Origin of the sequence: Curtobacterium sp. MCBA15_001 (assembly GCF_001864835.1) — a bacterium.
Classification (GTDB): domain Bacteria; phylum Actinomycetota; class Actinomycetes; order Actinomycetales; family Microbacteriaceae; genus Curtobacterium.
This window is the reverse complement of the sequence record NZ_MJGI01000025.1, coordinates 377,230-402,244: the sequence shown is the minus strand read 5'-3', so window position 1 is coordinate 402,244 and position 25,015 is coordinate 377,230. Positions and strand designations below refer to the sequence as shown.

The window sequence follows — 25,015 nt, the reverse complement described above, 5'->3', positions numbered from 1 at the left end:
CGGGCCTCCCGTCCGTCGTGTGGGTGCGTCCTACTTCGTCGCGTCGACGAAGGAGCGGCGCGGGTCGGTCTCCTTGATCAGCGAGGTCGCGTCGCGGCCGGACACGGCCCCGGTCACCCAGCCGATGACGATGCGTGCCTTGCGGTTCAGCGTCGGCATCGCGTAGACGTGGTACGCACGGTGCGCCATCCACGCCAGCAGGTTCGTCATCTTGATGCCCTTGATGTTCGCCGCACCCTTGCCGACACCGTACGACGCGACCGTGCCGATCGAGGGGTGGCGGTACTCGGTCAGCGGCGAGCCGGTGATCGTGGCGACGACGTTGTCCGCGGCGACGACGGCCTGGCGGACGGCGTTCTGCGCGTTCGGCGGGTAGTACGCCGGCTGCTTCTCGGCGGTCAGGTCGGGGACCTGCGCGACGTCACCGAGGCCCCAGACGCCGGCCGTGACCTCGTGGGTGTCCTCGGCCTCGACCTGGAGCTTCGCGTTGGCGGCGAGGTGCCCCTTCGGCCCGCGCGGCAGGTCGGACGCGTCGAGGAGCGGGTTCGGCTTGACGCCGGCCGTCCAGACGAGCAGCCCGGTGGCGAACTCGTCGCCGTCCGAGAGCTTGACGACGCCGCCCTCGCAGCTGGGCATCGTGGTCTTGAGGCGCACGTCGATGCCACGGGCGCGGAGGGACTCGAGGGTCCACTTCGACAGCTCCGGGCCGACCTCGGGAGCGACGCGGTCGAGCGCGTCGATGAGGACCCAGCGCGGCTGCTCGCCGGCGAGCGACGGGTACGTCTTGATGGCGGCCTGCGACACGTCGAAGAGCTCGCCGATGGCCTCGACCCCGGTGTAGCCACCGCCGATGAAGATGCTCGTCAGCAGACGACGACGCTCGTCCTCGTCACGGGTGGCAGCGGCCTTGGCGATGTTGTCGAGGAGCTTGGCCCGAACGTAGGCGGCCTCTTCCACGGTCTTGAAGCCGACGCCGACCTCGTCGAGTCCGGGGGTCGGGAAGGTCCGGGTGACCGAGCCGAGCGCGACGACGAGCTGGTCGTAGCCGAGCGTGCGGTCGTCGCCGCCGGCCGTGGCGATCGAGACGGTCTTGTCGGCGGACGAGATCCCGGTCACCTTGCCCTGGATGACGCGCGTCTTCCGGAGCGCACGACGCAGCTCGACGGTGACGTCCTTCGGGTTGATGTGGCCACCGGCCACCTCCGGCAGGAACGGCAGGTACGTGTAGTACGTGTTCTGATCGACCAGGGTGATGCGCATCGGCACCGTCGCGGCGTGCTTCTGCAGCTGCTTGACGGTCGCGTAGCCGGCTGAGCCGCCACCGAGGACGAGGACGTGAGGGATCGAATCTGCCATGCGTCTGGTCTACTCGATCAGACCCCGCCACGTCATGTCCGCCGCGCACATCAGCCAGATCCGGACGAGATCAGCGACGCGTGTCGCGCAGATGGGCGGTCGCGCCGCCGGGAGGCCGTGGTGGCGTCAGCGACGTGTGTCGCGCAGGCGCCACCAAGCGGTCTCGGCGAGTTCCAGGCCCATGTAGACGCCGTGTGCGGTCCGGCGGGACTCGACCAGGCTGAACCGACGCAGCCGGTACCCGCCGCCGAACCGGTCGATGACGGCCTCGGGCGAGGCGTCCTCGGTCCGCTTGACCAGCCAGGTGCGGTCGTCGACGGCGACGATCACGGGAGCACCACGTGGGAGGTCATCGTCGGTTGCCGATGCGCGAGCGCAGGATGTCGATGCGCTTCTGGATCTGCTCGATGCTCGCCTGCGCCACGGCCGGTCCCCCGCTGATCCGCCGGAGTTCGGCGTGGATCGCCCCGTGCGGCTCGTTCGCGTGCCGGGACCAGATCGACACGAGCCGCTGCAGCTCGGACCGCTGCTCCTTGAGCGTCATGTACATCGGGCGGTCCGGCTCGGGCGCCTTGGGCTGCCCGTCCTTGACCGTGCGGCCCTTCGATCGCTTGGCCTGGGTGGCCTGGCGGGCCTTGAGCAGGTCGCGGACCTGGTCGGGTTCCAGCAGCCCGGGGATGCCGATGAAGTCGAGCTCTTCGAGGGAGCCGATCTCGCCGCCGGTGCCGAACTCGCCGCCGTCGTAGAGGACCCGGTCGAACGAGGCCTGCGAGTCGAGCGCCTCGAACGGCTGGACCTCGAGCAGGCTCTCCGACGCGCGCTCTTCCTTGTTGGCCTCGGCGACCATCGCGTCCTCGGGGTTGTACATCCCGTCGTCGGCGTCCTTCGGGCGGTCGAGGGCGTGGTCGCGCTCGAGCTCGAGGGTCGCGGCGAGGGCCATCAGCCCAGGCACGCTCGGCAGGAACACCGACGCGGTCTCCCCACGGCGACGGGCCCGCACGAAGCGACCGATCACCTGGGCGAAGAACAGCGGCGTGCTGGCGCTGGTGGCGTAGACGCCGACGCACAGACGCGGGACGTCGACGCCTTCGGAGACCATCCGGACGGCGACCATCCACCGCGAGGTGTCCGCGGCGAAGGCCCCGATCCGGCTGGACCCGGCGGCTTCGTCGGACAGGACGACGGTGGGCCGCTCCCCCGTGATCTGCTGCAGGATCCGGGCGTAGGCGCGGGCCGTCGTGGTGTCGGTCGCGATGACCAGTCCCCCGGCGTCCGGGACCCCGCGGCGGACCTCGGTCAGGCGCTTGTCGGCGGCGGAGAGCACGGCGGGCATCCACTCGCCCTCGGGCGAGAGTGCCGTGCGCCAGGCCTGGGCGGTGATGTCCTTGGTGACCTGCTCGCCGAGGGACGCCGACATCTCGTCGCCCATCCGGGTCTTCCAGCGCATCTGTCCGGCGTAGGCCATGAAGAGCACCGGACGGACGACGCCGTCCGCCAGGGCGCGACCGTACCCGTAGTTGTAGTCGGAGATCGAGGTGCGGATGCCCTGCTCGTCGGGGGCGTACTGCACGAAGGGGATCGGCGCGGTGTCCGAGCGGAACGGGGTCCCCGACAGCGACAGCCGGCGGGTGGCACCGCTGAACGCTTCTCTGATGCCGTCGCCCCACGTCAGGGCGTCGCCACCGTGGTGGACCTCGTCGAGCACGACGAGCGTGCGACCGCCCTCGGTGATCCGCCTGTGCACCTCGGGGTTCATGCCGACCTGGGCGTACGTGATCGCGACGCCCTGGTAGTGCCGGCCGAACATGCCGTCGCCGTTCTTGAACATGGGGTCGATGCGGATGTTGACCCGGTCGGCGGCGTCGGCCCACTGCCGCTTGAGGTGCTCGGTGGGGGCCACGACGACGATCCGGTCGACGGTGCCGCGTGCCAGGAGCTCGGTGGCCAGGCGGAGCGCGAACGTGGTCTTGCCGGCGCCGGGCGTCGCCGCGGCGAGGAAGTCGCGCGGCTCGGTCTCGAAGTACTTGGTCAGTGCCTCGACCTGCCACGCGCGGAGCTTCGATGCGGTGCCCCAGGCCGCACGGTCCGGGAACGCGGGCGACAGGTGCTCGGCGGCGGCGTTGCCGGCGATCTCCGCCAGTTCGGCCGGAGCCAGTTCGGCCGGAGCCACATCGGCCGGAGCCAGTTCCGCCGGCGGCAGATCGGCCGTGGCCAGATCTGCCCTGGCCGGCTGCTGTTCGTCCTCCGCTGCGCTCACTTGACCTGATTCTACCGTCACCCGATGTCCTGCCGGGCGTGCGGCGGTCGCTGCTCGGGCGTGCCGCGCACCAGGGACGCAGGCTTGAGCACGCCGGCACCGAACCGCGCCGTGACCGCGTCGACGGTGGTCTCGGTCTCACGCCACGGCGCGTCGTCGTCCCACAGCGCGTTGCTGGCGGCGGTCGGCACGAGGTTCTCCCCGCGGACGCCGATGAGCCGGATGCGGTTGCCGGGGCGGTGCAGCACGTCGTACAGCTCGACCGCTTCGCGGTGGATGCGCCGCGCGACGTCGGTCGGCTCGGCGAGGGTGCGGGACCGGGTGAGCGTGGTGAAGTCGGTGTACCGGACCTTGAGCGCGATCGTGCGACCCTGCACCTCGGCGCGACGCATCCGCACGGCGACCTTCTCCGACAGACGCAGGAGCTCGCGGGCCACGGCGTCGCGGTCGGTCAGGTCGGTGCCGAACGTCACCTCGTGCCCGATCGACTTCTCGCTCACGCCGGTGTCGACGACGCGGGGGTCACGGCCCCAGGACAGGTCGTGCAACCGCTGCCCGCCCGCCGGGCCGATCGCGTGCACGAGCGAGTCGAGCGGGGTCGTGGCGAGGTCACCCACCGTGCGGATCCCCCGGCGCTCGAGGACCTCTTGCGTCTTGCCGCCGACGCCCCAGAGCGCGGACACCGGCTGCGGGTGCAGGAAGCCCACGGTGTTCGCCGCGGGGACGACGAGCAGTCCGGCGGGCTTGGCCCGGCTCGATGCCAGCTTGGCGACGAACTTGGTGGAGGCGGCACCGACCGAGCAGTGCAGGCCGGTCTCCTGGAACACGGCGGCGCGGATGGCGGTACCGATCTCCCACGGCGTGCCGTACAGCCGGACGGCCCCGGCGACGTCGAGGAACGCCTCGTCGATGCCGAGGCGCTCGACCCGCGGTGTGAAGCGGTCGAACACGCTCATCACCGCGCGGGACTTCGCCTGGTACTTCTCGAAGTGCGGTTCGACGATGACGGCGTTCGGGCAGCGGCGCTTGGCGACGGCCATCGGCATCGCGGAGTTCACCCCGTAGCGCCGGGCTTCGTACGTGGCGGCCGTGACGACGGAGCGGTCGGAGTCGTGTCCGACGATGACCGGCAGCCCCACCAGGTCCGGACGGTCGAGCAGTTCGACGGAGGCGAAGAACGCGTCCATGTCGACGTGCAGCACCGTCGCCGTGACGTCGGCGACGGGCTGGTCGGAGACGAGTCGGTTGCTGCCGTCCTGCTTGCTCACGAGGCGATGCTGCCATCCGCCACCGACACCGCCGGTGCGGACGCGGACGCCGACGACACCGGGCCGAGCACGGCGCTGGCGATCGTCCGCGCTGCGGAGTCGCGCGACGACGGGTGGTACTGGCCCGCGCGCACGTCCCGCGCCAGGCGCGCCAGCTCACCGGTCGCCCGGAACCCGGATCCGCCCGCGATGCGGAGTGCCTCGTCGACGACGTGCTGCGCGGTGTCGACCGTGCGCGCCTTCGTCCCGACCAGCAGCGGGAACCACCGGCTGCCGTGGTCGACCTGCTCGTCCACGTCGCGGGCGAGCGCGTCGACCTGCAGGGCGACGGCGTCGACGGCGCCCTGGGCATCGGCGACCGCACGGCGGACGTCGGGGTCGTCGCTCCGCAGCGTCCCGTCCATCGACCGGCGCGCCCGCACGGCCTCGACGGCGAGCTCGAGCGCACGGGTCGCGATCCCGACGTACACCGACGCGACGAGGAGCTCGAACGCGGCGAACACCCCGAAGACCAGCGGGTCGGCACTCGGTCCCAGGGGCAGCGACCGCACCATGCGCTCGGCGGGCACGTGCAGCCCCTCGAGCAGCGTGGTCCGGCTCTGCGTCGCACGCATCCCGAGCGTGTCCCAGTCGTCGAGGTGGCGGACCCCGCCGTCACTCCGCAGCGCGAACCCGTGCACCAACCGCGGCTCAGCGCCGGAGACGTCCTTGCCGAACACGCTCAGCACGTCCCACGCGGGCGCCAGCGACGTGGACACCTTGGTCCCGGTGAACCGGTACCCGCCCGCGCCGTCCGGTTCGGCCGACGTCGTCGAGTCGAACAGCACCCGGTCGTTGCCGGGCTCGCTGACCCCGAAGGCGAGCAGGCGGTCCGCCGCGGCGTGGTCCGTGACGGTCTGGAGGAACGACTCGCCCTGCGCGGACACGCTGCGGGCCGCCTGCACCCAGACCTGGTGCATCCCGAGCCCGAGCGCCGTCGCCGGCGCCGCCTGGGCCAGGTGCCGCTGCACCGCGGCGGTGGCGCGCAGGCCGAGGCCGCTGCCGCCCTGGGCGACGGGGACCCCGATCCGCAGGTACCCGGCAGCGCGGAGCTCGGCGAGGTCCTCGGCGCAGAACGCGTTCTCGGCGTCGTACCGCGGCGCCCGCTCGGCGATCCGGGTGAGCAGGTCCGCGGGGACGGTCCAGGAGTTGGCCTCGGTCATGGCACGAGACTACGTTCCAGAGGGTGTCAGAACTCGTGTCAGATCGTCATCCGTGGTCCAGGTACGTCGCGATCGGTGACTCGTTCACCGAGGGGCTCGGTGACCCTGACCCGACCGCTCCCGGGGGCAACCGCGGCTGGGCCGACCGGGTCGCCACGTTCCTGGCCGGCCGGACGGACGACTTCGCGTACGCCAACCTGGCCGTCCGGGGTCGACTGCTGCAGCAGGTCATCGACGAGCAGGTCGACGATGCCCTCGCACTCGGGCCGGACCTGGTCACGGTGTCCGCCGGCGGGAACGACATCATCCGCCCCGGGTCCGACCCGGACGAGATCGCGTCCCGCTTCGACGGCATGATGACCCGACTGCGCCGTGACGGCGCCGACGTCGTGCTGTTCACCGGCCCGGACGTCGGGATGACCCCGGTGCTCGGGATGGTGCGCGGCAAGGCGGCGATCTACAACGAGCACCTGCACGCGATCGCGCTGAAGCACGGCGCGCTGGTCGCCGACATGTGGGCGATCCGCGGCCTGCGCGACCCGCGGATGTGGGCACCCGACCGCCTGCACCACTCCCCCATCGGCCACGCCACGATCGCCGCCGCCGTGCTCGACACGCTCGGCGTCCCACACGAACTCGCCCCGACGACGCCCGAGCCCCTGGCTGCGCGACCCTGGCGCGAGGCCCGCGCCGAGGACCTCGGCTGGGCGAAGGAGTACCTGGTGCCCTGGGTCGTCCGACGGATCCGGCACACGTCCTCCGGCGATGGCATCACCGCCAAGCGCCCCACGCTCGAGCACCTCGAGGTCCCCGCCCGCGACGCCTGACCTCGCCCCGGCCCCGGCCCCGGGCAGTGCGTCAAGCGCCCTCGAACGGGTTCGTCCACCGCCACCAGATGCCGGGGTCGGGGATCGCCTGCTCGAGGACGAGCGGCACCGACACCGGGTCGTGGTCGCTGATCGAGAAGGTGACCCGCCCGACGCGCTCGCCCTTCGTTCCGAGCGTGACCGAGTCGAGCTTCGTCGCGGCGCGCACCGTCGTGGCGCCCCACACCAGGACCTCGGACGCCGTCGCGGTCACGGCGTCGGTCTCGTCCTTCCACGGGGTCGAGTACGCGCCGAACGACTGCCCGGCGTGCGTCAGCGTCACGACGTGGAAGTTGTCGGCGACCGAGTGCAGCAACCGCTGGACGTCGGCGTCGAGCGAGTCGTGGTCGACCCCGCCGAGCATCGCCCCGATCACGGTGACCGACCGGCCGCCCCGCTCGTAGGTGGCCGCGAACAGCAGGCAGGCGCCGGCTTCGTCCAGGGTGCCCGTCTTGATGCCCTCGACCCCGTCGATGCCGAGGAGCTTGTTCGAGTTCTGGATGGTGCCGACGTTCGGCACCGACACGGTCTTCGTGCCGACCACTTCCTTGACGACCGGGTTCGCCAGGGCGAGCTGCCCGAGGTCGACCAGGTCCGTCGCGGTCGACGTGTTCGTGGCGTCGAGTCCGGTGGGTTCGTGGATCGTCGTGTCGTCCAGCCCGTGCCGGTCGAGCCACGCCGTGGCGGCCTTCTGGTAGGCGTCGAGCGACCCGAACGCCCAGATCGCCAGCGACCCGGCGTAGTTGTTCGCGGACTTCATGAGCATGACCTGCAGGGTCTGGTACTCCGACAGCTGCAGACCCGCCGGCATCGGGGCCACCTCGCCGTTCACCGCGAGGTACCGGGCGTACAGCCCCTGCATCTCCGGTGTGAACGCGATCGTCGGACCGGCCTGCCCCTGTGACAGCGGCTTGGCGTCGAGGACGACCAGCGCGGTGACCACCTTCGAGATGCTCGCGATCGACCGGGGCTTGGCGTCCCCGCTCGTCTTCAGGCTCTGCGGGAAGTCGGGGGCCTCGACCGCGGTGGCACCGTAGGCGGGGAACGACAGCGCCGGCAGCGTGGCCGTGGGCGCCGCGTAGGACGTGGTCGTCGCGCTCGCCGGCGAGAACGGCACCAGCGCAGCGGCGACCAGGTACCCCACCGCGAGCACCAGGACCGCGACGACCGAGATGGTCACCGGCCTGCGGACGGCGGAACGGGGGCGGCGGACGACTCGTGACACGACACACGAGCGTACCGGGGGGTGGTACCCACCATCTGGGGAACCGCCGCGTTCGTGGCGGACCCGCACCGGGCCTCCCGGCTGTGGAGGAGGACCTGCTGCAGCGGAGGGGCTACCGGGCCGCGCGCTGTGCCGCTGCGACGGCCCAGAGTCCGACGGCGCTCGCCGCTGCCACGTTGAGGGAGTCGACGCCGTGGTGCATCGGGATCCGCACCGTCGTGTCGGCGGCGGCGATCGCTCGGGGCGTCAGCCCCTGGCCCTCGGTGCCCATCACCAGTGCGACCCGCTCCGGGACGTCGGCGGCGAACGCGTCGAGGTCGACCGAGCGGTCCGTCAGCGCCATCGCGGCGACGTGGAAGCCCTGCGCCCGGAGCTCCTCGCCGGCGTCGGGCCACTCGCCGATCCGGGTCCACGGGACCTGCAGCACCGTGCCCATGCTGACGCGCACGCTCCGGCGGTAGAGCGGGTCGGCGCACCGGGGACTGACCAGCACCGCGTCGGCGCCCAGCCCCGCGACGCTGCGGAACACCGCGCCGACGTTCGTGTGGTCGACGACGTCCTCGAGCACGACGACGAGCCGGGCGTCGCGGACGACCTCGGCGACGGTCGGCAGCTCCGGCCGGTGCATCGACGCGATCGCACCGCGGTGCATCTTGAACCCGGTGAGTTCCTCGAGCAACGCGTCCGGCCCGACGAACACCGGGCCGTCGTGGTCCGCCACCAGCGGCAGGACCTCGGCGAGCCACTTCTCCTGTACCAACACGCTGCGCGGCACGTGGCCGGCGCGCAGGGCACGCTCGATCACGGTGTTGGACTCGGCGATGTAGAGCCCGCCCTCGGGCTCGGTCACCCGGCGCAGGGCGACGTCCGTCAACCGCTGGAAGTCGTCGAGTCGGGGGTCGTCGAGGGTGTCGATGCGGACGATCTGCACGTGCGGCTCGGTTCTGGTCTCAGGCCCCGACCGGCGGCACGGTGTGCACGGGAAGGGGCGGGGTCGGTCGGCTGTTGAGGGTACCGTGGACACGATGGCGACGAGCGACGCGACGAGCGGTGCGACCGAGACGACCGACGACCTCGACCGGGTCGCCGAGCTGCTCTCCGGCAAGCGCATCGCCGTGCTCTCCGGCGCCGGACTCAGCACCGACTCGGGCATCCCCGACTACCGCGGTGCCGGCCGGGTCGTGCGCACGCCGATGACCTTCCAGGAGTTCCGGTCCGACCCAGCCAAGCGGCAGCGCTACTGGGCCGGGTCCCACCTCGGGTGGCGGACCTTCGCCGCCGCCGTCCCGAACACCGGGCACCGTGCGCTCGCCGACCTCGAGCGCGCCGGAGTCGTCTCCGGTGTGGTCACGCAGAACGTCGACGGCCTGCACCTGCGCGCGGGATCGCGCCGGGTGGTGGAGATCCACGGCTCGATGGACCGCGCGGTGTGCCTGACGTGCGGGCAGGTCTTCGCCCGCGCCGACCTCGCCGCGACGCTCGACGGGCTGAACCCCTGGATCGACGAACCCGGCTCGGTGCGACTGCAGCCGGACGGCGACGTGGAGATCACCGAGGTCGAGCGCTTCGTCGTGCCGGACTGCTCGGTGTGCGGCGGCGTGCTCAAGCCCGACGTCGTCTTCTTCGGCGAGTTCGTCCCCACCGAGAAGTTCGCCGAGTCGGTGTCGATCGTCGCGGACGCCGACGCGCTGCTCGTGGTCGGGTCCTCGCTCACGGTGAACTCCGGCGTCCGGCTGGTCGACCACGCCGCACGGCGGAAGCACCCCGTCGTCATCGTCAACCGCGGTGCCACCCGCAGCGACCGGCGCGCGGCGGTCAAGATCGACGCGGGCACCACCGAGACGCTCGAGGCGCTGGCCTCGCGGCTCGCTCTGTCATGATCGACCTGTGACGACCCACCTGTACCTCGTCCGGCACGGCGAGACCGACTGGAACAAGCAGCGCCGCATCCAGGGTTCGACCGACATCCCGCTCAACGACACCGGGCGGGGCCAGGCCGCCGAGACCGCGCAGCTGCTGACCCGTCGTACGTTCTACGCGGTCGTCGCCTCACCGCTGTCCCGCGCGTACGAGACCGGCTCGATCATCGCGGAGCGCCTGGGTCTCGCCGCGCCCGACACCTACCCCGGGCTGGCCGAGCGGTCCTACGGCGACGCCGAGGGCCTGACCGACGACGAGGTGCTGGCGCAGTACCCGGACGACGTGATCCCGGGGCGGGAGTCCCGCGCCGCGCTGCTCGCGCGCGTGACCGAGACGCTGGGCGAGGTCGCCATCCGGTTCGACGGCGGCGTCGTCGTGGTGGCGACGCACGGCGCGGTCATCCGCAGCGTGGTGAACGCCGCCGCGCCGGGCACGGCCGACCGGGCCCGCACCCCGATCCGCAACGGCTCGGTGCACTCGTTCCGATGGGACCCGGAACGCTTCCACGCCGAGCTGGTCGAGTTCGACGACCCGATCGAGGACGTCTCGGACGCGCCCGGCCGGTACGCCTTCGACTACCAGAACCCGCTCGAGCGCCGCAGCTGACGCGGAACCCGGACCGACCGGTCTCCGGAACGGATCGACCGATCCGTCAGACCGGTCCGCCGGGGTAGCTCGTCGCGCCGTCCACGCGTGCCGCCTTGACCTGCGCCTCGGCCAGCTCGCGCGCGCCGTCGGGGCCGGTCGAGCGGGGCGCCAGCGGGTCCTCCAGGTGGCGGAGTCGACGGGCACGGACGGACGCGGTCACCGCGATGACGACCGCCACGGCGATGACGACGACGAAGAACACGGCGATGAACAGGATGACGGACACGATCGACCCCCTCGGTCACCGACAACGCTATCGCTGCCCTCCCGGAACGCGACGAGGTCGTTGTGGGATCGCAACCTGGTGCTCGTGGGGCCGACGGCGCCTCCGGACTAGCATCCACAGCACCGGTCGCCGAACCCACGGGCACCGGGGCGGAACCGACGTGAGGGGGCGACATGAGCACCGACGGACCGGGGGAACACGGTCGGCATCGCGGCTGGATCGCCGACGAGGACGAGGACGACGACCTCGGTCGCGCCTTCGGGCCGGACACCGCATCGGTCCCGACCCGGACGACTCCGCAACGCGTCCGCTCGTGGTCGCTGCTGCTCGCTGGCGTCGTCGTGGTCGCGATCGTCATCGTGGTCGTGCTCGGCACCATCACGGGTCGGGTGCAGGACGGGATCGGCGGGATGTTCCCGCGTCCGCAGGCCGCGCTCGACGGCTTCGTCGCCGACGCCCGGCCACTCGAGGGCGTGACCGCGGTCCGCGAGGCCGACCCGACCAAGACCTCGTTCACCAGCTACGACGTGACCGCGACGGTCACCGCGTCCGAGTCCCTCGACGCAGCGCGTCAGACGGCGCTCGTCGAGCAGCTGAGCGCCGAGGCGAAGGACGCCAGCGGGACCGGCGTGCACGTCTGGGCGGTTGCGGACCTCGGCACCGTTGACGTCGGCGTCTCGCCGTCAGCGGCGCGGACCCGACAGCGTCTCGAGCTCGGCCGCCAGCTCTCCGGCATCGCGGGGGTCGAGCAGGTGCGTTGTGTCTGGACCGAGCGCAGCGCCGGACGCTCGGACGCACCGGCCGACCAGTCGGTGTCCGTCGAGACCGCCGCGACCGGGGTCGACGTCGCCGCTGTGCAGGCCCAGGCGACCGAGGCCGTGCAGCGGGTCTTCCCCGGAGCAGCGGTCACCGTGACGACCGCCCGCAGCTGAGCACGGAGCGCACGGCACGACCGTCCGCAGCTGACGACCGAGCCCGCGGCAGCGCGCCGGACCGGACCGCAGCTCAGCGTGCGCGGTCCGCGACCGCCCGCTCGACCGCCTGCAGCACGCGCTCGGCCGAGTCCGCCCACCGGAACCTTGCCGCCTGCGCGACCGACGCCTGCGAGGCGGACGGCCACCGGGCCTCCAGGCGGCGGACCGCTGCCGCGACGGCGGACGGCGACGACGGGTCGAAGTACTCGGCGACGTCCCCGCCGATCTCGCGGAAGATCGGGACGTCGCTGACCGCCACCGGCGTGCCGACGCCCATCGACTCGACCAACGGGATGCCGAAGCCCTCGTCGTACGAGGCCGTCACCAGCGCCGTGGCGGACCGCAGCGTGGCGAGGTACTCCTGGTCGGAGGCGCCGTCGTGGAACACGATCATCCCCGGCGCGAGCACATCGAGGCGTGACCGGTCCGCGTCGGACACGCGGGACATGCAGTGCAGCGTCCAGTCCGCGCCGAGCAGCGGCAGCGCCGCGGCGAGCGTCTCGACGTTCTTGTAGGGCATGAACGACCCCATGTACACGAGCAAGTGCTCGCGCGGTCCGTCAGCGGGACGGACCGCGGCGGGGTCGGCGGCGTTGTAGGCGACCGTGACCGGGCGCCTGGTCAGGCGGTGCTCCGCGATCAGCCCGGCCGTCGTCTCGGACACCGTCACGACGCCGTCGGCACCGTTCAGCAGCATCCGCTGTGGCCACCAGGCCAGGTGGAACGCACGCCACCCGAGCCGGATCGGCCAGGAGAACTCCCGCGGAGGCGTGCGGTTCCGGTAGTAGATCAGGTCGTGCAGGGTCAGCACGAGGGCGTAGTCGCGGCCACGGGAACCCATGGTCTGCATCGGCGAGAACACCGCGTCCAGCCCCAGGCGGTTCACGTGGCGGGCGACGAACGGCTCCCCCGGCTCGGTCGGCGCCGGCACCAGTTCCCACGGCAGGTGCGCGGGCAGCGACGCAAGTTGCCGCTCGTCGTGGACCAGCAGGACGACGTCGTGGCGGTCCGGCAGGTGCGCGACGACGCCGGCCGTGAAGCGGCTGATGCCGTCGTGCCGGCCGATCCGGACGTACCGGCAGTCGATCCCGATCCGCAGGCGGTTCACGAGGGGTCCCCAGGCTTCGGTTCCGTCGTCCGTTTCGGTTCCGTCGGTCGCTTCGGTTCCGTCGTCCGTTTCGGTTCCGTCGTCCGTTTCGGACGGGAGGCCCGGCTCGGCTTCGCGGCGCGCGGCGCCTTCCGCACGGGGTCGGCCATGCGCCGCAGGGTCGCGTCGGCCGCGGCGGCAGGCGTCTCGTAGTGCACCAGGTGCCCGACCTCCGGCACGACGACGAGCTCGGCGTCGTGCAGCCGTGCCGCCAGCGCACGCTGTTCCGGCAACGCGGTGATGTCGTCGCGCTCGGCCGCGACGAGCAGCACGGGCACCCGGATGCGGTCGGCGTACTCGGACACGTCGTGCGTGACGGAGGTCCGGAACGCCTCGAGGACACTCGTGCGGTTCGCGAAGGCGGAGAAGTAGCGGTCGTGCTGGTCGTGCACCCACCGACGCATCGCCGGGTCGTGCGACTTCAGCATCGCGACGCTCATCGCACGGACGATGCCGCGGTTGCGCAGGATGCCGAGCCCGAGCGGGCGCGGCAGGGCGGCACCGGCGCGGTAGTACGCGATCGCGATGCCGGTGCCGATCGCTCGCGGCCCCTGCAGCGCGGGCGCGGCGATCGGGTTGACCAGGACGAGCAACCGGGTGTCCAGGCCGTCGGCGACCGCGGCCGAGACGACGATCGAACCGAACGAGTGCCCGAGGACGACGGTGCCGCGGTCGAGCCCGAGCCGGTCGTGGAACGCGCGCAGCCACCCCACGTAGCCGTCGACGTCGGACACCGGGAGCGGGTCCGAGGAACCGAAGCCGGGCAGGTCCGGCACGATCACCCGGACGCCGGTCAGGTGCGCCGCGATCGACTCGAGCCCGTGGTGGTCACCACGGAACCCGTGGACCGCCAGCACGGTCTGGGTGGCGTCCGACGGGCCGTACTCCCAGAAGTGGGTGGTGCGGCCGTCGACCTCGACGGCACGGTGCACGACGGGCGTCGCAGCCATCAGCGACGCGTACGGGGACAGGACCGGCGGGTGCATCCGCGCCAGTCTATGGAACGCACTCGGGAGCATCCGCCTATCGTGTCCGGAGCGGGTCGCTTCGTCCGGTCCGCTCGCCTTCGACGAGGAGCACGGTTGACCTTCACAGCCCCGATCCAGCTGCCCGGACTCACCCTCGACCCGCAGTGGTACAAGCGCTCGGTGTTCTACGAGTGCATGATCCGGTCGTTCGTCGACTCGAACGGTGACGGGATCGGCGATCTGCAGGGCGTCATCGGCAAGCTCGACTACCTGCAGTGGCTCGGCGTCGACGCCCTCTGGCTGCCGCCGTTCTTCCGCTCGCCGATGCGCGACGGCGGGTACGACATCGCCGACTACAAGGCGATCCTGCCCGAGTTCGGCACCCTCGACGACTTCCGCGAACTCGTCACCAAGGCGCACGAGCGGAACATGCGCATCGTCATCGACATGGTGATCAACCACACGTCCGACCAGCACGAGTGGTTCCAGCAGTCCCGCGAGGACCCGGACGGCCCCTACGGCGACTTCTACGTGTGGCGCGACACCGACGAGGACTACGCGAACATCCGCATCATCTTCGTCGACACCGAGGAGTCGAACTGGACGTTCGACCCGGTCCGCCGACAGTTCTTCTTCCACCGGTTCTTCTCGCACCAGCCCGACCTGAACTACGAGAACCCCGCCGTGGTCGAGGCCGTGTACGACGTCGTGCGGCACTGGCTCGACATGGGCGTGGACGGGCTGCGCCTCGACGCGATCCCGTACCTGTTCCAGTCCGAGGACGGCAACGGTGAGGGCGAGCCGGAGACACACGAGTTCATCAAGAAGCTCCGCTCGATGGTCGACGACGAGTACCCCGGGCGTGTGCTGCTGGCGGAGGCGAACCAGTGGCCCCGCGAGACGGCGGCGTTCTTCGGGACCGACGAGGAGCCCGAGTGCCACATGGCGTTCGACTTCCCGGTCATGCCCCGGATCTTCTACTCGCTGCGGGCCCAGCACGCCTCGGAGCTCAAGGCGATCCTGTCGGAGACCCTCGACGTGCCGTCCTCGGCCGCGTGGGGCGTGTTCCTCCGCAACCACGACGAGCTGACGCTGGAGATGGTCAGCGAGGAGTACCGCCAGGCGATGTACGGCTGGTACGGCTACGACCCGCGGATGCGCTCGAACATCGGCATCCGCCGCCGGCTGGCCCCGCTGCTGGACAACTCCCGCGCCGAACTCGAACTCATCCACGCGCTGCTGTTCTCGCTGCCGGGCTCGCCGTTCCTGTACTACGGCGACGAGATCGGGATGGGCGACAACATCTGGCTGCCGGACCGGGACTCGTCGCGCACGCCGATGCAGTGGACGCCGGACCGCAACGCCGGGTTCTCGACCGCCGACCCCGGCAAGCTCTACCTGCCCGTGGTGCAGTCGCTGGTCTACAACTACGCGCAGGTCAACGTCGAGGCGCAGCTCGCCCAGTCCCGCTCCCTGCTGCACTGGGTGCGCAACGTGATCCACGTGCGGAAGGCCCACCCGGTGTTCGGCATGGGCACGCTCGCGGTCCAGGACACCGACAACGAGAGCGTGCTGGCGTTCGTCCGGTCGTGGGAGGGCACGGGTACGCAGTTCGGCCCCTCGGCCGAGGACGTCCTCTGCGTGTTCTCGTTCACGGTCAACCCGACCACGACGACGATCCACGCGCCGGAGTTCGCCGGTCGACCGCTCTACGACCTGTTCGGCGGCAGCTCGTTCCCGTCCTTCGACGACGACGGCAAGGTGACGCTGACGCTCGGCACGCAGTCGTTCTACTGGCTGCACGTCGGCGCGGTGCCGAACGCGTAGCCGCGCTCGGCACGCAGTCGTTCACCTGGCTGCACGTCGGAGCCGCGCCGAACGCCTGACCCCGGCGCGTGCGGCGGGGTGTGTCGGTGCGGCGGGCTAGCCTGACCCGCGTGACGTTCCCCACCGCGCAGCTCGACCCGCCATCCCCGGCCCAGGACCTCTCGACCCGGCCCTGGTGGCACGCGCTGGGGGTCTTCGACCTCGAGACCACCGGCATCGACGTCGAGACCGCCCGGATCGTCACCGCGCACGTCGGCCTCATCGACATGACGGGCCGCAGCATCGTCGAGGGCTCCTGGCTCGCCGACCCCGGTGTCCCGATCCCCGAGCAGGCGTCGGCCGTGCACGGCATCAGCACCGAACGTGCCCGCGCCGAGGGGCGCCCCGCTGCCGAGGTCGTCGCCGAGATCGTCGCCGCGGTCGAGGCCGTGTTCGCCCGGGGCATCCCGCTCGTGATCTACAACGCCCCGTACGACCTGACGCTGCTCGACCGAGAGGCGCGGCGCCACGGCATCGCGTCGCCGGTCATCGGCAACGTCGTCGACCCGCTCGTCATCGACAAGGCGCTCGACACCTACCGCAAGGGCAAGCGCACGCTCGAGGCCGCGGCCGCGCTGTACGGCGTCGAGCTCTTCGACGCCCACGACGCCGGCGCCGACGCGATCGCCGCAGGCCGGGTCGCCCAGGCCATCGCCGCACGGTTCCCCGACGAGCTGTCCGTCTCGGCCGAACAGCTGCACCGCAAGCAGGTCGCGTGGTGCGCCGACCAGGCCACGTCGTTCCAGGAGTACATGCGGAAGCAACGCGATCCGGCCTTCGTCGCGGACCCGCGATGGCCGCACCGGAGCGCCGACCCGAGCATGTAGCATGCTGAACGAGACGCCAGGCTCGCCTGGCACGTCGCACGTTCACGCTCGACCAGGGGGAGATCGACCCACGTGTTCCTGAAGACCTTCGGCTGGTCACTGGCCATCACCGTCATCGCGATCGCCGTCGCCTTCGTCTACGGCGGCCCGAGCGCCGCCGCGATCACGCTCATCCTCGGGGTGCTCGAGGTCAGCCTCAGCTTCGACAACGCCGTGGTCAACGCCCGGATCCTCGAGCGGATGAGCCCGTTCTGGCAGAAGATGTTCCTGACGGTCGGCATCGTGATCGCCGTCTTCGGCATGCGCGTGCTGTTCCCGCTGCTCATCGTCGCGGTGACGGCGAACCTCAACCCGGTGCAGGCGATCACGCTCGCGCTCGAGAAGGGCTCCATCGACGAGCCCGGCAGCTACGCCTACGTCCTGCACGCCGCGCACCCGCAGATCGCCGCGTTCGGCGGCATGTTCCTGCTGATGATCTTCCTCGACTTCATGTTCGAGGACCGTGACATCCGCTGGCTCACCTGGCTCGAGAAGCCCCTCGCCTTCGTCGGCAAGCTGCCGATGGTGAACGTCGTCGTCGCCCTGGCGGCGCTGGCCGTCGCGGCGACCTCGTCCGGCGACCACCAGTCGGTCGTGCTGATCGCGGGCATCGCCGGACTCATCACGTACTTCCTGGTCACCGGGCTCGGCGGGCTCTTCGACGTCGGCGACCCCGACGACGACGGCAACGCGCTCGACAGCTCCGACCACATGGTGGCCGAGGCGGACCGCATCGCGCGGGGCAAGCGCGTCGGACAGGTCGCCGGTCGTGCTGCCTTCCTGCTGTTCCTGTACCTCGAGGTCATCGACGCGTCGTTCTCGTTCGACGGCGTCATCGGCGCCTTCGCGATCACGGCGGACCCGATCATCATCGCGCTCGGCCTCGGCCTGATCGGCGCGCTCTTCGTCCGGTCGCTCACCGTCTTCCTGGTCCGTCAGGGCACGCTGGACGAGTACCAGTACCTGGACCACGGCGCACACTGGGCGATCGGAGCACTGGCGATCATCCTGCTCGTGACGATCACGACCGAGGTCAACGAGGTCGTCACCGGCCTGGTCGGCGTCGTCCTCATCCTCGCCGCGTTCATCTCGTCCGTGGTGCGCAACCGTCGCGCCGCGGCCGAAGCCCCGCAGCCGGTGTCGGTCTCACACTGAGCCGCACCGCTGATCCGTTCACCGAAGAAGGGTTCTCCCATGGGTCTCAGCCTCTCCAAGGGCCAGGCGCTCTCGCTCACCAAGCAGGACGGCAGTGCCCTGACGCACGTCCGCCTCGGGCTCGGGTGGGACGCCGTCGCGAAGAAGGGCCTGTTCGGCCGGAAGTCCGGCGGTGACGTCGACCTCGACGCCTCGGCGGTGTTCTTCTCCGCCGACGGTCAGCCGCAGGACTACGTCTGGTTCCAGCAGCTCCGCAGCAAGGACGGGTCCGCCCAGCACACGGGCGACAACCTGACGGGGGCCGGCGACGGGGACGACGAGACCATCCGCATCGACCTGAGCGCCGTGCACCCCGCGGTCGCGTCGATCGTCTTCGTCATCAGCAGCTACAGCCGCCAGACCTTCGACCGGGTCGAGAACGCGTTCTGCCGCGTGATCGACGACTCGACGCCCGGTTCCCCCGAGGTCGCCCGCTACGAACTCACCGAGAGTGGGCCGCACACGGCGATGGTCATGGCGAAGGTGACGCGGTCAGGAGCAGGATGGACCTTCACGGCCGTCGGCAACCGCGCGGACGGTCGGACGGTCCTCGACCTCGTCGGGCCCGCTGCCGCGGCGCTCTGACGACCCACGGACCCGACGCACCACCGCACTCCCACGGAAGAAGACCTGCATGGCGACGCTCTCCCTGTCCAAGGGCAGCAACCTCTCGCTCACCAAGACCGACCCCGGCCTGCGCAAGGCGATGGTCGGCCTCGGCTGGGACCCCCGCACCACGGCCGGCGAGCAGTTCGACCTCGACGCCTCGGCCTTGCTGGTCGGGGCGAACGGTCGGGTCCGCTCGAACGACGACTTCATCTTCTACAACCAGCTCAGCTCGGTCGACGGCTCGGTCCGGCACCAGGGCGACAACCGCACGGGCGAGGGTGACGGGGACGACGAGCAGATCCTCATCGACCTCGACCTCGTGCCCGCCGACGTCGAGCGCGTCGTCATCGTCGTCACGATCGACCAGGCCGAGGCACGTCGGCAGAACTTCGGACAGGTCCGCGGAGCGTTCTGCCGCGTGGTCAACGACGAGACCCAGAACGAGGTCGTGCGGTTCGACCTGACCGAGGACGCCGCCGCCGAGACCGGCATGATCTTCGCCGAGGTCTACCGCTACGACCGCGAATGGAAGTTCCGCGCGGTCGGCCAGGGCTACGCCACCGGACTCCGCGGCGTCGCCACGGACTTCGGCGTCGTGCTCGACTGACGACCCCGCATCGCACTCCAGTACCGCGCACCCGACGAAAGGACCGATCATGGCCGGACTCACCCTCGCGAAGGGCGGCAACCTGTCGCTGACGAAGACCAGCCCCGGGCTCACCGTGGCGACCGTCGGACTCGGCTGGGACCCGCGCACCACCACCGGCGAGCAGTTCGACCTCGACGCCTCGGCCCTGTTGCTCGGCGCCGGCGGCAAGGTCCGGTCCGACGCCGACTTCGTCTTCTACAACCAGCCCGCGTCCTCCGACGGCTCCGTCCAGCACCATGGCGACAACCGGACCGGCGAGGGGGACGGTGACGACGAGCAGATCGTGATCGACCTGGCGAAGGTCCCGGCCGACGTCGAGCGCATCGTCATCGCGGTGTCGATCGACCAGGCCGACGCGCGCCGCCAGAACTTCGGGCAGGTGCGCAGCGCGTACTCCCGCGTCGTCGACCAGGACGGCACCGAGATCGTCCGCTACGACCTCTCCGAGGACGCCGCCGCCGAGACCGCGATGGTCTTCTCCGAGCTCTACCGGAACGGCAGCGAGTGGAAGTTCCGCGCCGTCGGGCAGGGCTACAGCTCCGGACTCGCCGGCGTCGCCGGTGACTTCGGCGTGCAGCTCGGCTGAGCCGCACGCACCACCGCCCGCCACCACTGACCGACCCTGACCAGGAGCACGACCATGCCCGGACCGCTCACCCCGCCAGAACCGCTCGACGGCGCCGAGGAAGCACTCGTCCTGCGCCCAGCCGACGCGGCGGAGACGATCGCCGCCGACGACGCACCGGGCATGGTGCCGGTCGACCCGGAACGCCAGGCGCAGATCGCCGAGCAGGCACGCGAGTTCGTCGACGAGGTGGCGTCCCTCGACCCGCGCTCCCCCGCCTTCACCGAGAAGGTCGACGGCATCAGCACGATCGCCGGCAAGGAGATGACCCAGTCCGGGCAGTTCTCCTCGCGCATGCTCGAGCGCTCCTCGTCCTCGGTCGCCGGTGCCAAGCGCAGCGGTGACAGCGCCCAGGTCCGCGTGGCGTCGACCCTCGGCGAACTCCGCTCGACCGTCGAGGACCTGACGCCGAACCAGGCGGACCTCAGCGTCGGCCGGAAGATCCTCGGGATCATCCCCGGCGGCAACAAGCTGGCCAAGTACTTCCAGCGGTACGAGACCGCGCAGACCCAGCTCGACCACGTCATCAAGTCGCTGATGGCCGGGCAGGACGAACTCCGCAAGGACAACGCCGCGCTCGCGAACGAGAAGACCCAGCTGTGGGAGAACATGCAGCAGCTGAGTGAGTACGCCACCTTCGCGAAGGCCCTCGACGCCGCGGTCGTGCAGAAGGTCGAGTCGCTCCGGAACAGCGGGCGGGTCGACGAGGCGCAGAAGCTCGAGTCGGACGTGCTGTTCCCGGTGCGCCAGCGCCACCAGGACATCCTCACGCAGCTGGCCGTCTCCGTGCAGGGCTACCTCGCGATGGACCTGGTCCGCAAGAACAACACCGAGCTGATCAAGGGCGTCGAGCGCGCGCGGACCACCACCGTCGCCGCGCTCCGGACCGCCGTGGTCGTCGCCCAGGCGCTCGCGAACCAGCGGATGGTCCTCGACCAGATCGACGCCGTCAACAGCACCACCAACGCGATGATCCTGCAGACCAGCGAGATGCTCCGCGACCAGACCGCCCGGATCCACCAGCAGGCGACCAGCTCCGGCGTCAGCGTCGAGACGCTGCAGCGCGCCTTCGACAACGTCTTCCAGACGATGGACGCCATCGACTCGTTCCGGTCCGACGCGGCCAAGAACATGGCCTCCACGGTGACGGCCCTCGAGTCCGGGATCGAACGCGCGAAGCCGTACCTCGAGCGCTCGGTCCAGTCCGACCCGGACCGTCAGATCGCCCGCTGACCCGTGCGCTCCCGGTTCCACGCGCTGTTCGGTCGTGACGACGACGACCGTGCCGACACGACCACGCCGTCGACGGCCGCTGCCGAGGCCGCCCGCCGCATCGACGTGCGCGGTTCCGGTGGCGCAGCGGACGACGACGCGGCCGTGGACGCCCTCGACGCGCTCCGCGCCTTCGTCCGCGCCTCCGGGGCTGCGCTGCCCACGGTGGTGTCGTCACGGGTCCGGCACGTCGAGGACGGTCTGCGCGACGCTGCCCGGACCGTGACCGCACAGGGGGCTTCCACCGAACAGCGGTTCCTGTTCCAGGCGCTCGTGACCGACTACCTGCCGACGCCGGTGCGCACGTACCTGACGTTGCCGGCGTCCGACCGCACCCCCGACAGCGACGCGACCCGTACCCTGTCGGCGCAGCTCGACGTGGTCGACGAGACCGTGTCCGACATGCACGCCCAGATCCGCAGCGGTGCCATCGCGGAGCTCTCCACGCACGGACGCTTCCTGCGCGACCGGTTGGGCGACGGGGACTCCTCGCTGGTCCTGGGCGGAGGGCCCTCGTGAGCGGGAGCCTGGTCCCCGGCGCGAACGCGGCCCTCACCGCCGAGAACCCTGGGCTGCAGCACGTCGTCGTCGCGCTCGCCTGGGACCAGATCCCCAGCCGCGGTCCGTCGGCCGAACTCGTCCCGGTGGCGATCGTGTGCGACGTCCACGGGCGCGTGCTGTCCGACGAGGACCTGGTGTTCTTCAACCAGCTGGAGAGCGCCGACGGCAGCGTGCGGTTCCTCGACGACGGTGATGCCGAGGAGATCGACGTCGACCTCGGGAACGTGCCGGACCAGGTGGACACCATCGTCTTCGCCGTCTACCTCGACCCGGATCCCCGTGCGCCGAAGGACTTCGGGTCGGTGCGGTCGATGACGATCCGGGTCCACGGCGACGACGGCCGCGAGCTCGTGCACTTCGACATGCCCCCGGACCGGAACCGCATGATCGACGCGGTCCTGCTCGGGGAGCTGTACCGGCACCGGGCCGACTGGAAGTTCCGCGCGGTCGGCCAGGGGTACTCGACCGGCCTCGCCGGCATCCGCGCCGACTACGGGATCGGCCAGCGGTGACCAGCACGCACCCGTACCTGCGTCGGCGGGTGCGTCCCACCCCGGCGAGCCCGACCCCGGCAGCAACCGCCGCCGCGGCACCGCCCCAGGTCCGCCCCGCCGCGGCACCGCCCCAGGTCCGACCATCAACAGCATCGCCCCGGACACGACCAGCCTCGCCCCCGGCCGAGGCCCCGACCCCGTCGACCGCGCGCGCTCCGCGGGTGCGTCCCCACAGCCTCCAGCCCTTCGCTGCCCCCGACCCACGCGACGTCCGCGTGCTCGGCCCCGACGAGCCCGTCGTCCGCGTGGACCGACGACGCTCCGCCGTGGGCGTCCTCACGGTCACGAACGCGACCAGCACCGCATGGGAGAGCACCGACTGGGTCGTCGGTGCCTGCACTGCCCAGGGGCAGCAGGCCGGGCGCGAGGCGGCGACGTCGGGCAACCGTCCCCTGGTCGGCTACCACGACGGGCACGCCCTCGTGGCACTGCGGCACGTGCGGCAGCTCCGCCGCGCGCTCTTCATGCCGCGCGACCCGGCACCGGTCGTCGTCACCCTGCAGGACGGCACGGCGCTGACCCTCGACGCGGGCGATCCCGAGACCATGCACCTGCTCGCCGTGACCGTGGTCGACGGCATGCTCGAGCTGCGCGCCGAACCGTTCCCCCGCGCGTCCCACGACGGCGACGTCCTCGCGGCGTTCGGCTTCACCTTGTCACCCCCGACGATCGGCAGGTCCTGACGTGCGGCACTTCCAGGCGCTCAGCGCCGAGCCCGACCTGTTCCTGCACCCGCCGGAGGACATCCGCCGCGACACCGACCCGGAGCTCCGCGCGGTCGCTCTCGGCGCGACGCTGTACACGCCGGGGATCCGCCCCGACCTGGTCCGCGACGTCTCACGGCAGGCGGCGGCCGGGGCGGGCGCCGTCGTGCTGTGCGTCGAGGACTCCGTCGCCGACGCGGACCTGCCGGAGGCCGAGCAGCACGTCATCGACGCACTGCACACCCTCAGCACACACGACGAGGCGACGCTCCCCCAGCTCTTCGTCCGTGTGCGGACCCCGGAGCACCTGACGGACGTCCTCGGTCGCTGCTCGGACGCGGCGCTCGGCGTGCTGAGCGGTGTCGTGCTGCCGAAGTTCGAGAACCCCGGCGACGCGGGCCTGGCGTGGTTCGACGCGCTCGACGCGGTGAACGCCCGGCTCGACGACACGCACCGGTTGCTCGTCATGCCGATCCTCGAGTCGCCGCGCATCATCCGGCGGGAGACCCGGACGCGCGCCCTCGCCGACATCCGGCGGCTGCTGCTCGACCGTCGGCGGGACGTGCTCGCCGTCCGGATCGGCGCCACCGACCTGTCCAGCGTGTTCGGCCTGCGCCGCCCGGTCGACCTCACCGTGTACGACGTGCAGGTCCTCGCCTCCGTGATCGGTGACGTGGTGAACGTCCTCGGGCGCTCGCAGGGCGGGTTCGTCGTCACCGGGACGGTCTGGGAGCACTTCCCGGACGCCGAGCGCATGTTCCGTCCCCGACTCCGGACCACGCCGTTCGAGCAGGCCGGCGACCTGGCACTCCGCCGCCGACTCCTGCTCGACGGCTTCGACGGGCTGCTGCGCGAGGTCTCGCTCGACCGCGCCAACGGGCTGATCGGCAAGACGGTGATCCACCCGCGCCACGTGCCCGTCGTCAACGCGCTGTCCGTGGTGAGCCACGAGGAGTTCGCCGACGCGTCGGACGTCCTCGCGACGGACGGGGGCGGGGTCGCTGCCTCGCGCTACCGGAACAAGATGAACGAGATGAAGCCCCACCACTTCTGGGCGGAGCGCACGTTGCTGCGGGCCCGGGCCTTCGGCGTCGCCGCGCCGGACGTCGGCTTCGTCGACCTGCTCGAACGGAGCCTGCCGTGACCGCCGTGACCATCCCCAGCCCGGCAGACCTGGGCATCAGGCTGATCGACACGCCGGGGCCCGACGCGCAGAGCGCCGACGGACCGGGGCCCGATGCGCCGGCGGCCGACACGCCGGACCACGACACCGTCCCCCTCGACGCCCTGGTTCGCGTCGCCCTGCGGCGGAACCCGAAGCGCGCGCACCTGCTGGTGTCGACGGTGCTCGCCAAGCACGTCCCCACCGTCCCCGCACTCGCGTTGTTGGCCGGCGAGCTCCTCGGCGCGCGCGTCGCGGACGTGCTCGCGCCCGAGCCGGACGGGACGCCGCGGGTCGGCCCGGAGGCGATCCGGCGCTGCACCGCGCTGCTGCGTGACACCGAGCGACTCGGCCCCGAGCGGACCGAACAGGACGCGACGACCTTCCGCACGGCGCTCGCGACCCGCCGCCCGGACCTGCCCGACGTGCGCACCATCGGCTACGCCGAGACGGCCACCGCCCTGGGCGTCCTCGTCGCCCAGGCGCTCGGATCGGCATCGCTGCACTCGACCCGCCTGCACCCGGGCGACCGCACCCCGGCCGCCGCCTTCGAGGAAGCGCACTCGCACGCGACCGCACACCTGCTGCTCCCCGACGACCCCGACTGGCTGCGTCCCGGCGGCACGGTCGTCCTGGTCGACGACGAGCTGAGCACCGGCGCGACGGCCCGTGGCACCGTCCGCGCGCTGCACGCCCTGGTCCCGCAGGCCCGCTGGGTCATCGCGAGCCTGGTCGACCTGCGGTCCGACGCCGACCGCGCCGCGATGGACGCCCTGGCCGACGAGCTCGGCGCACCCGTCGACGTGGTCGCGCTCGGCTCCGGCCGGGTCGAGCTGCCCGAGGGACTGACGGCCGTGGCGGCCGACCTGATCGCGTCGGCTGCCGGTCCGGCGGCT

General features: G+C 71.6%; 26 protein-coding genes. 16 read left to right on the top strand and 10 right to left on the bottom strand.

Going from position 1 to position 25,015, the window contains the following annotated elements:
- Positions 1 to 30: 30 nt before the first annotated feature.
- From BIU90_RS13795 to BIU90_RS13775, 5 genes are all read right to left on the bottom strand, one after another.
- Entirely contained in the window at positions 31 to 1,356 is a 1,326-nt protein-coding gene (locus BIU90_RS13795) for an NAD(P)/FAD-dependent oxidoreductase (protein ID WP_071300760.1), read from the bottom strand.
- Positions 1,357 to 1,482: 126 nt separating this feature from the next.
- Positions 1,483 to 1,686: a hypothetical protein gene (locus BIU90_RS13790; protein WP_071300759.1), complete on the bottom strand. Its 204-nt coding sequence runs from the start codon at positions 1,684 to 1,686 to the stop codon at positions 1,483 to 1,485.
- 19 nt (positions 1,687 to 1,705) lie between these two features.
- Positions 1,706 to 3,511, bottom strand: a complete 1,806-nt coding sequence (locus tag BIU90_RS13785) for a DEAD/DEAH box helicase (protein WP_071301042.1) — start codon at positions 3,509 to 3,511, stop codon at positions 1,706 to 1,708.
- A gap of 119 nt (positions 3,512 to 3,630) precedes the next feature.
- On the bottom strand, positions 3,631 to 4,881 hold the full coding sequence (dinB, locus tag BIU90_RS13780; protein WP_071300758.1) for a DNA polymerase IV: 1,251 nt from the start codon (positions 4,879 to 4,881) through the stop codon (positions 3,631 to 3,633).
- Positions 4,878 to 6,083, bottom strand: a complete 1,206-nt coding sequence (locus BIU90_RS13775; RefSeq protein ID WP_071300757.1) for an acyl-CoA dehydrogenase family protein — start codon at positions 6,081 to 6,083, stop codon at positions 4,878 to 4,880. The genes dinB and BIU90_RS13775 overlap by 4 nt, the downstream gene beginning before the upstream one ends.
- A 35-nt stretch (positions 6,084 to 6,118) precedes the next feature.
- Here BIU90_RS13775 and BIU90_RS13770 point away from each other — a divergent pair, with 35 nt between their 5' ends.
- On the top strand, positions 6,119 to 6,910 hold the full coding sequence (locus BIU90_RS13770) for an SGNH/GDSL hydrolase family protein (RefSeq protein ID WP_071301041.1): 792 nt from the start codon (positions 6,119 to 6,121) through the stop codon (positions 6,908 to 6,910).
- 31 nt (positions 6,911 to 6,941) lie between these two features.
- Here BIU90_RS13770 and BIU90_RS13765 read toward each other — a convergent pair whose 3' ends face one another.
- Positions 6,942 to 8,174, bottom strand: coding sequence for a D-alanyl-D-alanine carboxypeptidase family protein (locus BIU90_RS13765; RefSeq protein WP_083403958.1), 1,233 nt, complete (start codon positions 8,172 to 8,174; stop codon positions 6,942 to 6,944).
- A 112-nt stretch (positions 8,175 to 8,286) separates the two neighbouring features.
- On the bottom strand, positions 8,287 to 9,105 hold the full coding sequence (locus tag BIU90_RS13760) for an RNA methyltransferase (protein ID WP_071300755.1): 819 nt from the start codon (positions 9,103 to 9,105) through the stop codon (positions 8,287 to 8,289).
- Positions 9,106 to 9,199: 94 nt separating this feature from the next.
- Between BIU90_RS13760 and BIU90_RS13755 the strand changes: the two genes are divergently transcribed.
- Positions 9,200 to 10,054: a Sir2 family NAD-dependent protein deacetylase gene (locus BIU90_RS13755; RefSeq protein WP_071300754.1), complete on the top strand. Its 855-nt coding sequence runs from the start codon at positions 9,200 to 9,202 to the stop codon at positions 10,052 to 10,054.
- Between the two features lie 7 nt (positions 10,055 to 10,061).
- Positions 10,062 to 10,700: a histidine phosphatase family protein gene (locus BIU90_RS13750; RefSeq protein WP_071300753.1), complete on the top strand. Its 639-nt coding sequence runs from the start codon at positions 10,062 to 10,064 to the stop codon at positions 10,698 to 10,700.
- Between the two features lie 46 nt (positions 10,701 to 10,746).
- On the opposite strand, the gene BIU90_RS13745 is transcribed toward BIU90_RS13750, so the two are convergent.
- A complete protein-coding gene (locus BIU90_RS13745) occupies positions 10,747 to 10,968 on the bottom strand; it encodes a hypothetical protein (protein WP_071300752.1) in 222 nt (73 codons plus the stop codon).
- 173 nt (positions 10,969 to 11,141) lie between these two features.
- On the opposite strand from BIU90_RS13745, the gene BIU90_RS13740 reads away from it, so the two are divergent.
- Positions 11,142 to 11,900 (top strand): hypothetical protein, encoded by a 759-nt coding sequence (locus tag BIU90_RS13740; protein ID WP_071300751.1) that lies wholly within the window; start codon positions 11,142 to 11,144, stop codon positions 11,898 to 11,900.
- Positions 11,901 to 11,973: 73 nt separating this feature from the next.
- On the opposite strand, the gene BIU90_RS13735 is transcribed toward BIU90_RS13740, so the two are convergent.
- Complete coding sequence (locus tag BIU90_RS13735) at positions 11,974 to 13,041, bottom strand: glycosyltransferase family 1 protein (protein ID WP_071301040.1); 1,068 nt, start codon at positions 13,039 to 13,041, stop codon at positions 11,974 to 11,976.
- 5 nt (positions 13,042 to 13,046) lie between these two features.
- Positions 13,047 to 14,075: an alpha/beta fold hydrolase gene (locus BIU90_RS13730; protein ID WP_071300750.1), complete on the bottom strand. Its 1,029-nt coding sequence runs from the start codon at positions 14,073 to 14,075 to the stop codon at positions 13,047 to 13,049.
- A 96-nt stretch (positions 14,076 to 14,171) separates the two neighbouring features.
- Here BIU90_RS13730 and treS point away from each other — a divergent pair, with 96 nt between their 5' ends.
- The 12 genes from treS to BIU90_RS13670 all read left to right on the top strand — a co-directional run.
- Complete coding sequence (gene treS / locus BIU90_RS13725; protein WP_071300749.1) at positions 14,172 to 15,884, top strand: maltose alpha-D-glucosyltransferase; 1,713 nt, start codon at positions 14,172 to 14,174, stop codon at positions 15,882 to 15,884.
- 185 nt (positions 15,885 to 16,069) lie between these two features.
- Entirely contained in the window at positions 16,070 to 16,750 is a 681-nt protein-coding gene (locus tag BIU90_RS13720; protein ID WP_254787075.1) for a 3'-5' exonuclease, read from the top strand.
- A 72-nt stretch (positions 16,751 to 16,822) separates the two neighbouring features.
- Complete coding sequence (locus tag BIU90_RS13715; RefSeq protein WP_071300747.1) at positions 16,823 to 17,944, top strand: DUF475 domain-containing protein; 1,122 nt, start codon at positions 16,823 to 16,825, stop codon at positions 17,942 to 17,944.
- A gap of 39 nt (positions 17,945 to 17,983) precedes the next feature.
- On the top strand, positions 17,984 to 18,568 hold the full coding sequence (locus BIU90_RS13710; protein WP_071300746.1) for a TerD family protein: 585 nt from the start codon (positions 17,984 to 17,986) through the stop codon (positions 18,566 to 18,568).
- 49 nt (positions 18,569 to 18,617) lie between these two features.
- Complete coding sequence (locus BIU90_RS13705; RefSeq protein WP_071300745.1) at positions 18,618 to 19,199, top strand: TerD family protein; 582 nt, start codon at positions 18,618 to 18,620, stop codon at positions 19,197 to 19,199.
- 49 nt (positions 19,200 to 19,248) lie between these two features.
- Positions 19,249 to 19,827 (top strand): TerD family protein, encoded by a 579-nt coding sequence (locus BIU90_RS13700; RefSeq protein WP_071300744.1) that lies wholly within the window; start codon positions 19,249 to 19,251, stop codon positions 19,825 to 19,827.
- A 54-nt stretch (positions 19,828 to 19,881) separates the two neighbouring features.
- The gene (locus BIU90_RS13695; protein WP_139195277.1) at positions 19,882 to 21,099 is read left to right on the top strand and encodes a toxic anion resistance protein; all 1,218 of its coding nucleotides are present in this window, start codon (positions 19,882 to 19,884) and stop codon (positions 21,097 to 21,099) included.
- Positions 21,100 to 21,102: 3 nt separating this feature from the next.
- Complete coding sequence (locus tag BIU90_RS13690) at positions 21,103 to 21,657, top strand: hypothetical protein (RefSeq protein ID WP_071300742.1); 555 nt, start codon at positions 21,103 to 21,105, stop codon at positions 21,655 to 21,657.
- Positions 21,654 to 22,211 carry a TerD family protein gene (locus BIU90_RS13685; RefSeq protein ID WP_071300741.1) on the top strand — a complete coding sequence of 186 codons (558 nt, stop codon included), beginning with the start codon at positions 21,654 to 21,656 and terminating at the stop codon, positions 22,209 to 22,211. The genes BIU90_RS13690 and BIU90_RS13685 overlap by 4 nt, the downstream gene beginning before the upstream one ends.
- A gap of 203 nt (positions 22,212 to 22,414) precedes the next feature.
- Positions 22,415 to 22,936: a hypothetical protein gene (locus BIU90_RS13680; RefSeq protein WP_071300740.1), complete on the top strand. Its 522-nt coding sequence runs from the start codon at positions 22,415 to 22,417 to the stop codon at positions 22,934 to 22,936.
- A 1-nt stretch (position 22,937) separates the two neighbouring features.
- Positions 22,938 to 24,101 carry an HpcH/HpaI aldolase/citrate lyase family protein gene (locus tag BIU90_RS13675; protein WP_071300739.1) on the top strand — a complete coding sequence of 388 codons (1,164 nt, stop codon included), beginning with the start codon at positions 22,938 to 22,940 and terminating at the stop codon, positions 24,099 to 24,101.
- On the top strand, positions 24,098 to 25,015 hold a 918-nt coding region (locus BIU90_RS13670; RefSeq protein WP_217640926.1), incomplete at its 3' end, for a phosphoribosyltransferase domain-containing protein. The genes BIU90_RS13675 and BIU90_RS13670, both read left to right, overlap by 4 nt.

Bases quoted from the DNA above. Each gene is read 5' to 3' on its own strand.
- BIU90_RS13730 (WP_071300750.1), bottom strand. From the start codon at position 14,075: ATGCACCCGCCGGTCCTGTCCCCGTACGCGTCGCTGATGGCTGCGACG.
- BIU90_RS13695 (WP_139195277.1), top strand. From the start codon at position 19,882: ATGCCCGGACCGCTCACCCCGCCAGAACCGCTCGACGGCGCCGAGGAA.
- BIU90_RS13705 (WP_071300745.1), top strand. From the start codon at position 18,618: ATGGCGACGCTCTCCCTGTCCAAGGGCAGCAACCTCTCGCTCACCAAG.
- BIU90_RS13700 (WP_071300744.1), top strand. From the start codon at position 19,249: ATGGCCGGACTCACCCTCGCGAAGGGCGGCAACCTGTCGCTGACGAAG.
- BIU90_RS13795 (WP_071300760.1), bottom strand. From the start codon at position 1,356: ATGGCAGATTCGATCCCTCACGTCCTCGTCCTCGGTGGCGGCTCAGCC.
- BIU90_RS13740 (WP_071300751.1), top strand. From the start codon at position 11,142: ATGAGCACCGACGGACCGGGGGAACACGGTCGGCATCGCGGCTGGATC.
- BIU90_RS13775 (WP_071300757.1), bottom strand. From the start codon at position 6,083: ATGACCGAGGCCAACTCCTGGACCGTCCCCGCGGACCTGCTCACCCGG.
- BIU90_RS13755 (WP_071300754.1), top strand. From the start codon at position 9,200: ATGGCGACGAGCGACGCGACGAGCGGTGCGACCGAGACGACCGACGAC.
- BIU90_RS13710 (WP_071300746.1), top strand. From the start codon at position 17,984: ATGGGTCTCAGCCTCTCCAAGGGCCAGGCGCTCTCGCTCACCAAGCAG.